Annotated in this window: 9 protein-coding genes; 7 read left to right on the top strand and 2 right to left on the bottom strand. The window is 69.5% G+C overall.

All coding sequences use genetic code 11. From position 1 onward, the window contains the following. On the bottom strand, nt 1-1484 hold a 1484-nt coding region (locus VF522_RS17985; protein ID WP_330909675.1), incomplete at its 3' end, for a helicase HerA-like C-terminal domain-containing protein. A gap of 62 nt (nt 1485-1546) precedes the next feature. On the opposite strand from VF522_RS17985, the gene VF522_RS17980 reads away from it, so the two are divergent. Genes VF522_RS17980 through VF522_RS17950 form a run of 7 tightly spaced genes read left to right on the top strand, consistent with a single transcriptional unit; the run spans nt 1547 to nt 6815 of the window. Further along, nucleotides 1547-2275: a YebC/PmpR family DNA-binding transcriptional regulator gene (locus tag VF522_RS17980; RefSeq protein ID WP_330909674.1), complete on the top strand. Its 729-nt coding sequence runs from the start codon at nt 1547-1549 to the stop codon at nt 2273-2275. Further along, nucleotides 2272-3552 (top strand): phosphoribosylamine--glycine ligase, encoded by a 1281-nt coding sequence (purD, locus tag VF522_RS17975; RefSeq protein WP_330909673.1) that lies wholly within the window; start codon nt 2272-2274, stop codon nt 3550-3552. The genes VF522_RS17980 and purD overlap by 4 nt, the downstream gene beginning before the upstream one ends. Nucleotide 3553: 1 nt before the next feature. Continuing rightward, nucleotides 3554-4468, top strand: a complete 915-nt coding sequence (gene hemF, locus VF522_RS17970; RefSeq protein ID WP_330909672.1) for an oxygen-dependent coproporphyrinogen oxidase — start codon at nt 3554-3556, stop codon at nt 4466-4468. Then, the gene (gene nadD, locus VF522_RS17965; RefSeq protein WP_330909671.1) at nt 4459-5073 is read left to right on the top strand and encodes a nicotinate-nucleotide adenylyltransferase; all 615 of its coding nucleotides are present in this window, start codon (nt 4459-4461) and stop codon (nt 5071-5073) included. The genes hemF and nadD overlap by 10 nt, the downstream gene beginning before the upstream one ends. Continuing rightward, complete coding sequence (gene rsfS / locus VF522_RS17960; RefSeq protein WP_330909670.1) at nt 5063-5743, top strand: ribosome silencing factor; 681 nt, start codon at nt 5063-5065, stop codon at nt 5741-5743. The genes nadD and rsfS overlap by 11 nt, the downstream gene beginning before the upstream one ends. Nucleotides 5744-5746: 3 nt before the next feature. Next, complete coding sequence (rlmH, locus tag VF522_RS17955) at nt 5747-6214, top strand: 23S rRNA (pseudouridine(1915)-N(3))-methyltransferase RlmH (protein ID WP_330909669.1); 468 nt, start codon at nt 5747-5749, stop codon at nt 6212-6214. Further along, nucleotides 6207-6815 (top strand): Maf family protein, encoded by a 609-nt coding sequence (locus tag VF522_RS17950; protein WP_330909668.1) that lies wholly within the window; start codon nt 6207-6209, stop codon nt 6813-6815. The genes rlmH and VF522_RS17950 overlap by 8 nt, the downstream gene beginning before the upstream one ends. Here the strand turns inward: VF522_RS17950 and VF522_RS17945 are convergent. Beyond that, nucleotides 6748-8205 carry a PAS domain-containing protein gene (locus tag VF522_RS17945; protein WP_330909667.1) on the bottom strand — a complete coding sequence of 486 codons (1458 nt, stop codon included), beginning with the start codon at nt 8203-8205 and terminating at the stop codon, nt 6748-6750. The genes VF522_RS17950 and VF522_RS17945 overlap by 68 nt on opposite strands. Between the last annotated feature and the right edge of the window lie 96 nt (nt 8206-8301).

Below are 8301 nucleotides of genomic sequence, written 5' to 3'. Positions count from 1 at the left end.
ATGCTCCCCAACACCCCCCGCATGATCTCCCGCCCCACGGTGCTGCCCATGGTCCGGATGGCGGACTTGGCCATGGCTTCGGCCAGGCCTTCGCGGCGGCCGCCGCGCGGGCCGGTGGAGCCGAACAGCACGTCGCTCAAGCCGCCCATGACGCCGCGGTCGGCATCGGCCGTCCCCGACTTGCCGGCGGCCGCGGTGGCCTGCGCCTCCTCGGTGCGCACCTTCAGCTTCTCGTAGGCCGATTCGCGGTCCTGCGTCTTCTCGTAGGCGCCGGCCACCAGCGAGCCGGCCATGAGCGCCTGGCGCTGCTGCGGCGTGATCGGGCCGATCTGGCTGCCGGGCGGCAGCACGTACAGGCGCTCGGTGATGCTGGGGCGGCCTTTCGAGTCGAGGAAGCTCACCAGCGCCTCGCCCACGGCCAGCTCGGTGATCGCCGTCTCGATGTCGAGGCCCGGCTTCTGCCGCATCGTCTGGGCGGTCGCCTTCACGGCCTTCTGGTCGCGGGGCGTGAACGCGCGCAAGGCGTGCTGCACGCGGTTGCCCAGCTGGGCGAGCACCGAGTCCGGGATGTCCAGCGGGTTCTGCGTCACGAAATAGACGCCGACGCCCTTGGAACGGACCAGCCGCACCACCAGTTCGATGCGCTCGACCAGCACCTTCGGCGCCTCGTTGAAGAGCAGGTGGGCCTCGTCGAAGAAGAAGACCAGCTTGGGCTTTTCCGGGTCGCCGATCTCGGGCAGCTGTTCGAACAGCTCCGACAGCATCCACAGCAGGAAGGTCGCGTACAGGCGCGGCGCGTTCAGCAGCTTGTCGGCGGCGAGCACGTTGACCACGCCCTTGCCGCCCACGGTCTGCATGAAGTCGTTGATGTCGAGCATGGGCTCGCCGAAGAACTTGTCGCCGCCTTGCGACTCGATCGTCATCAGCCCGCGCTGGATGGCGCCCACGCTCGCCGGGCTGATGTTGCCGTACTGGGTGCGGAACTCCGCCGCGTTGTCGCCCACGTGCTGCAGCATGGCCCGCAGGTCTTTCAGGTCCAGCACCAGCATGCCGTTGTCGTCGGCGATCTTGAACACGAGGTTCAGCACGCCGGCCTGCGTCTCGTTCAGGTCCAGCATGCGCGAAAGCAGCAGCGGGCCCATGTCGGAGACGGTGGCGCGCACCGGATGGCCTTGTTCGCCGAAGACGTCCCACAGGGTCACCGGACAGGCGGCCGATTCCGGCGCCTCCAGGCCGCGTTCCTTCAGGATGGCCGCCATCTTCTCGGGGATCGCCCCGGCCTGGCTGATGCCCGAAAGGTCGCCCTTGACGTCGGCCATGAAGACCGGCACCCCAATCCTGCTGAATTCCTCGGCCATTTTCTGCAGCGTCACCGTCTTGCCGGTTCCGGTGGCCCCCGTGATCAGGCCGTGCCGGTTGGCCAGCCCGGGGAGGACGTGGGCTTCAGTCTTGTCGTGCTTGGCGATCAGGATGGGGTCGGCCATGGTGCGAAAAGTAGAATGACGGGGTAATACGTAGAGTACAGCACAAGAGCAAGGAAGATTCCGTGGCCGGACACAGCAAATGGGCGAACATCCAGCACCGCAAGGGGCGCCAGGACGAAAAGCGGGGCAAGGTCTGGACGCGCGTGATTCGTGAAATCATGGTCGCGGCCCGCCAGGGCGGCGGCGACCTCTCGGCCAACCCGCGGCTGCGGCTGGCGGTGGACAAGGCCAAGGCGGCCAACATGCCCGCCGACACCATCAAGCGCAACATCGACAAGGCCACCGGCAACCTCGAGGGCGTGAGCTACGAGGAGATCCGTTACGAGGGTTACGGCATCGGCGGCGCGGCGATCATCGTCGACACCATGACGGACAACAAGGTGCGCACGGTCGCCGAAGTGCGCCACGTCTTCAGCAAGTACGGGGGCAACATGGGCACCGAAGGTTCGGTGGCCTTCCAGTTCAGGCACGTCGGCCAGATGATCCTGGCGCCCGGCACCAGCGAGGACAAGGTGATGGAAGTGGCGCTCGAGGCGGGCGCCGAGGACGTCATCACCGACGAGGACGGCGCCATCGAGGTGCTGGCCGCGCCGGGCGAATTCGAGGCGGTGAAGAACGCGCTGGAAGCCGCCGGCCTCAAGCCGGAAATCGCCGAAGTGACGATGCGTCCCGAGAACACGATCCCGCTCGCGGGCGACGACGCCGCGCGCATGCAGAAGATCGTCGACATGCTGGAAGACCTCGACGACGTGCAGGCCGTGTTCCACAACGCCGAAATCGAGGCCGAATGAAAGTCCTCGTCATCGGCGGCGGCGGCCGCGAACATGCGCTCGCCTGGAAGCTTGCCCAGTCGGGCAAGGTGCAGGCGGTCTACGTGGCGCCCGGCAACGGCGGCACCGCGCTCGACCCGCGCCTGGAAAACGTGCCCATCACCGACCTGCGCCAGCTGCGCGACTGGGCGCTGAAGGAGAAGATCGCGCTGACCGTGGTCGGCCCGGAAGCGCCGCTGGCCGCCGGCGTGGTGGACGATTTCCGCGCCCACGGCCTGCGCATCTTCGGCCCCACGCAGGCTGCGGCGCAGCTGGAAAGCTCCAAGGCCTTCGCCAAGGCCTTCATGGAGCGCCACAAGATCCCGACGGCGGAATACGGCACCTTCACCGACGCCGCCGAAGCCCACGCCTACGTGGACCAGAAGGGTGCGCCCATCGTGGTGAAGGCCGACGGCCTGGCCGCCGGCAAGGGCGTGGTGGTCGCCATGACGGCGCAGGAGGCGCACGAGGCGATCGACTTCATGCTCCTGGACAACAAGCTGGGCGTGACGCACAACGCCGGCGGCGCCCGCGTGGTGATCGAGGAGTTCTTGCAGGGCGAGGAAGCCAGCTTCATCGTGATGTGCGACGGCCGCAACGTGACGGCCATGGCCACCAGCCAGGACCACAAGCGCCTGCAGGACGGCGACCAGGGTCCCAACACCGGCGGCATGGGCGCCTATTCGCCCGCGCCGGTGGTCACGCCCGCTGTGCATGCGCGCGCCATGCGCGAGATCATCCTGCCGACGATCCGCGGCATGGAAAAGGACGGCATCCCCTTCACCGGCTTCCTGTACGCCGGCCTGATGATCGACGCCAAGGGCCAGCCGAAGACGCTGGAGTTCAACTGCCGCATGGGCGACCCGGAGACGCAGCCGATCATGATGCGGCTGAAGTCGGACCTGTACGACGTGATGATGCACGCCACCTCCGGCACGCTGGACCAGGTGGAGCTGCAATGGGACCGCCGCACCGCGCTGGGCGTGGTGATGGCCGCGGGCGGCTATCCGATGGATCCGCGCAAGGGCGACGCGATCCACGGCCTGCCCAAGGACACCGAGGACGCCGTGGTGTTCCATGCCGGCACGATCCCGCGCGACGGCGAGACGGTCACCTCCGGCGGCCGCGTGCTGTGCGTCACGGCACTGGCCGACACGGTCAAGGCGGCCCAGCAGCGCGCCTACGACGTGCTGCGCCACATCTCCTTCGATGGGGCGCAGTACCGCCGCGACATCGGTTTCCGCGCCGTGAAAGGCTGAAGTGGAATCCCGCATCCCCGAGGTGCGCGGCTGGCTCACGGGCCTGCAGCGGCGCATCACGGACGCCATCGCCGAAGTCGACGGGCAGCCTTTCCGCGCCGACGCGTGGAAGAAGGAGCCCGGCGAGCCGCTGCAGGGCGAGGGCGTGACGATGATCCTGGAGGAGGGCGGCGTGTTCGAACGCGCCGGCTGCGGCTTCTCGCATGTGCGCGGGCCCAGGCTGCCGCCGTCGGCCACGCAGCACCGGCCCGAGCTGGTCGGCGCTGCGTTCGAAGCCATGGGCGTGTCGCTGGTGTTCCACCCGCGCAACCCGTACACGCCGACGGTGCACATGAACGTGCGCATGCTGGCGGCGCTGCCCGAGGATGCGCCGGCGGTGTACTGGTTCGGCGGCGGCATGGACCTCACGCCGTACTACGGCTACGAGGAAGACGCGGCGCATTTCCACGCGGTGTGCCGCGACAGCCTGGAGCCCTTCGGCGCGGACAAGTACCCGAAGTTCAAGGCCTGGTGCGACGACTACTTCTTCCTGAAGCACCGCAACGAGCCGCGCGGCATCGGCGGCATCTTCTTCGACGATTTCTTCGAGGACGGCTTCGACCGCAGCTTCGCGATGCTGCAGTCGGTGGGCGACGGTTTCCTCGCTGCCTACCTGCCGATCCTGCAGCGGCGCAAGGGCACGCCCTTCACCCAGCGCGAGCGCGACTGGCAATGGCTGCGCCGCGGCCGCTACGTCGAGTTCAACCTCGTGTGGGACCGCGGCACGCACTTCGGCCTGCAGTCGGGCGGCCGCACCGAATCGATCCTGATGTCGATGCCGCCGCACGCCTCCTGGGCCTACCAGCACCAGCCGCAGCCGGGTTCGCCCGAGGCGGAACTGTTGTCGCGGTTCCTGGTGCGCAGGGAGTGGCTCTGAACGCGCGGCCGGCCCGCGTGGGCATGTTCGGCGGCGCCTTCGATCCGCCGCACCGCGCCCATGTCATGCTCGCGCGCGCGGCGGTGGACCAGCTCGGGCTGGACCGCCTGCACGTGCTGCCGACCGGCAGCGCCTGGCACAAGAGCCGCGACCTGACGCCGGCGGAGCATCGACTCGCGATGACGCGCCTGGCCTTCGCGGACGTGCCCGCCGTGCTGGTCGACGACCGCGAACTCAGGCGCACCGGCGCTACGTATAGCATCGACACCCTGCGCGAACTGCGCGCCGAACATCCGCAGGCCCAGCTGGTCCTGCTGATGGGCGAGGACCAGGCCGCCGGCTTCACGGGCTGGCGCGACTGGCAGGAGATCGCGCGCCTGGCCCTGCTGGGCGTGGCCGGACGCGGCACGGGCGAGGGTGTTGCCGCGCTGCGCGCCCTGCCGGGCGTCCGCCTGGAGACCCTGCAGTTGCCGCAGATGCCCGAGAGTGCGACCGAGGTCCGTCGCCGACTGACACAGGGGCAGGACATTACCGAACTGGTTGAGCCAGCCGTTGCCCGTTATATTGAATCCCATCATCTTTACAAGAACACCGATGACGACTGAAGCCGCAGCCAAGAAGGACACGCAGAAACTCCAGAGGGCCATCGTCGATGGCCTCGAAGACGTGAAAGGCCAGGACATCCAGGTCTTCAACACGGAGCATCTGTCTCCCTTGTTCGAGCGGGTCATCGTCGCCTCGGGCACGTCCAACCGCCAGACCAGGGCGCTCGCCTCGAGCGTGATCGATGCCGTGCGCGAAGCGGGCTTCCCCAAGCCGCGCATCGAGGGCGAGGACAACGGCGAGTGGATCATCGTGGACTGCGGCGCCGCGGTCGCGCACATCATGCAGCCGGCGATCCGCCAGTACTACCACCTGGAGGAGATCTGGGGCGAGAAGCCGATCCGCCTGCGCCTGGGCGCGCCCAAGCCGGAGGCTCCCGCGAAGAAGGCGATCAACAACGCGCCGGCCAGGGAGCCGACGTCGCTTCGCCGGACCACCGCCGTGAAGACCATGGAGCGCGAGGCGAGCGCGGCCAAGAAGGCTGCCGCGAAGAAGGCCGCGGCGAAGAAGGCGGCGCCCGCCAGGAAGGCCGCTCCCGCGAAGAAGCCGGCCGCCGGTGCCGGCGCGAAGTCCACCGCCCGCACCGCCGCCGGCAAGGCCGCCCTGAAGGCGCCGGTGAAGAAGGCTGCGCCGAAGAAAGCGCCCGCGAAGAAGTCGCCGAGCCGGGGCTGAGCGATGCGCCTGCTGGTGGTCGCGGTCGGCCAGCGCGTGCCCGACTGGGCGCAGGCCGCCTGGGACGACTACGCCAAGCGCTTCCCGCCCGAGATGCGTCTCGAACTCAAGGCGGTGAAGACCGAGCCGCGCGCCTCCAAGACCCTGGCCACCTTGCTCGCCGCCGAGCGCGAACGCATCGAAGCGGCGATCCCCAAGGGCGCGCGGGTGGTGGCGCTCGACGAACGCGGCACCTCGCTCACCACCGTGGCGCTCGCCGGCAAGCTGAAGGACTGGCAGCTGGAAAACGACACGGTGGCTTTGGTGATCGGCGGTCCCGACGGCCTCGATCCCGTCTTCCGCCAGGCGGCGCACGAACGCATCCGCCTCTCGGACCTGACGCTGCCGCACGCCATGGTGCGCGTGCTGCTCGCCGAACAGCTCTATCGCGCCTGGTCCATCCACACCGGCCATCCCTACCATCGTGAGTGACTTCGTCTACCTGGCGTCGCAAAGCCCGCGCCGCCGCCAGCTGCTGGAACAACTGGGCGTGCGCTACGAGCTGCTGCTGCCGGAGGCGCACGAGGACAGCGAATCGCTGGAGGAAGTGCGGGGCGGCGAAGCGCCGGCCGCCTACGTGCAGCGCGTGACCGGCCTGAAGCTCGATGCGGCGGTGGCGCGCCTGAAGCAGCGCGGCCTCGAACCCGCGCCCGTGCTGTGTTCCGACACCACCGTGGCCCTGGGCCGCACGATCTACGGCAAGCCGGAAGATGCGAAGGACGCCGCGCGCATGCTGCGCGAGCTGGCCGGCAGCACGCACCGGGTGCTCACCGCGGTGGCGGTGCAGGCCGGGCGCCGGCGGCTGGCGGCCCTGTCGGATTCGCGCGTGACCTTCGCGGCGATGACGACAGCGCAGGTGCGCGATTACGTGGAGACGGGCGAGCCCATGGGCAAGGCGGGCGCCTATGCGGTGCAGGGGCGGGCGGCGGCGCACATCGCGCGCATCGCCGGCTCCTACACCGGCATCATGGGCCTGCCCTTGTTCGAGACGGCGCGCCTGCTGCAGTCGGCGGGCGTGAAGACGCAGGCCTGACGTCGGCCAGCACGGTGCGCTCCGGCGCGGCGCCATCGAGCTCCACCGCCTCGGGCACCAGGCCGATCACCTCGCGCCGTGCGTTGAACACCGGGCGCAGCGAGAACTGGAAACGGCGCTCGCCGCCGGGCAGCTGGATCGTCATCGGCAGCATCACCTTCTGGCCGGTCCGCGCCTTCTCGACGGCCCGCCGGACTTCCTCCGGTGCGCCGGGTGTCGCGGTGAACCAGGGCGTGTCCCAGAAGGGCTTGCCCGCCACCTGCGGCAGGCTGCAGCGGATCGCCGCGAGCGAGGCAGGATTGGAATCCAGCAGCATGCCCTCGACGTCCAGGAAGCCCTGGAAGATCAGGTCGGTGGCGAAGGTCGCACGCATGCGGTCCGCCACGGCCTGCTGCGTGAGGAGCGTCCGCGTGAGTTCCTGCGTGCGGTCCTTCACCTGCATCTCCAGCGTCTCGGTGAGCCGGCGCAAGGCGAGCCGGGCGCGCTGTTCGGCTTCCATCAGCGAGGCGAGCCGCGCCCTTTCCTCGCCCAGCTGCCAGTTGCTCAGGCGCAGGGCGGACTCGGCGCGCGCGCGCTCGGTCACGTCGGTCGCCAGCACCAGGATGCCGTCCACCTCGCCGCGCGCATTGCGCATCGGCTGGTAGATGAAGTCCAGGACGCGCTCCTCCGGCGCGGCGTTCTCGCGCTGCTGCAACTGCACGACCGCGCCGGCGCCCACATAGGGCTCGCCGGAGCGGTAGACGCCGTCCAGCAGTTCGAGGAAGCCCTGTTGCACGACTTCGGGCAGCGCCTCCGCCACCGGACGGCCGCTGACGTCCCGGCCGCCCACGAGGCGCTGGTAGGCCAGGTTGGCGAACTCGAACACATGCTTCGCCCCGCGCAACAGGGCCACGGGCACCGGCGCCTGGGCGAACAGCTCGCGCCAGCGCGCCAGTTCGGCCTCGCGCTGGCGGCGCGCCACGATGACCTCGGTGATCTCGTTGCCCTGGTTGAAGATGCCGCCGACGCTGCTATCGGCGCCACGGATCGGCGTGAGGCTGTAGTTCCACCAGGTCTCGCGCGTCTTGCCGCCGCGCGCCATGGGCAGCATCTGCTCGTAGAGGGCCAGGCCCTCGCCGGACAGCACCTGGCGGAACTGGGGACCGACGATGTCCCAGATGTCCGCCCAGCCCTCGTGCGCCGGCTTGCCCAGGATCCAGGGATGCTTGTCCGCGGGAATCACCGACCAGGCATCGTTGTAGAGCACGTGCATGTCCGGCCCCCAGTAGATCGCGGTGGGGAAGCTCGAATTGAGGCAGAGGCTCAGCGCCATGCGCAGGGCGTCCGGCCACTGCTGCGGCGGGCCCATGGGATGCGCGTCCCACGCGAAGCCGCGGATGCGCTCTCCCATGGCACCGCCGCCTTGCAGGAACGCGAGGGGGGTCGGGGCGGCGGAACTCGGCATCGGTGCGGGTTGGCATGCCAACGGCGGCATGCGGGACGGGCA

Source organism: Ramlibacter sp. (assembly GCF_036383835.1).
In the GTDB taxonomy this organism is placed as follows: domain Bacteria; phylum Pseudomonadota; class Gammaproteobacteria; order Burkholderiales; family Burkholderiaceae_C; genus Ramlibacter.
The sequence above is the reverse complement of the archived record's forward strand: the minus strand, read 5'-3'. Positions and strand labels throughout refer to the sequence as shown.

What these genes read in the sequence shown, in the direction of transcription:
- purD (WP_330909673.1), top strand. Translation starts at nt 2,272, where the DNA reads ATGAAAGTCCTCGTCATCGGCGGCGGCGGCCGCGAACATGCGCTCGCC.
- rlmH (WP_330909669.1), top strand. Translation starts at nt 5,747, where the DNA reads ATGCGCCTGCTGGTGGTCGCGGTCGGCCAGCGCGTGCCCGACTGGGCG.
- rsfS (WP_330909670.1), top strand. Translation starts at nt 5,063, where the DNA reads ATGACGACTGAAGCCGCAGCCAAGAAGGACACGCAGAAACTCCAGAGG.
- VF522_RS17945 (WP_330909667.1), bottom strand. Translation starts at nt 8,205, where the DNA reads ATGGGAGAGCGCATCCGCGGCTTCGCGTGGGACGCGCATCCCATGGGC.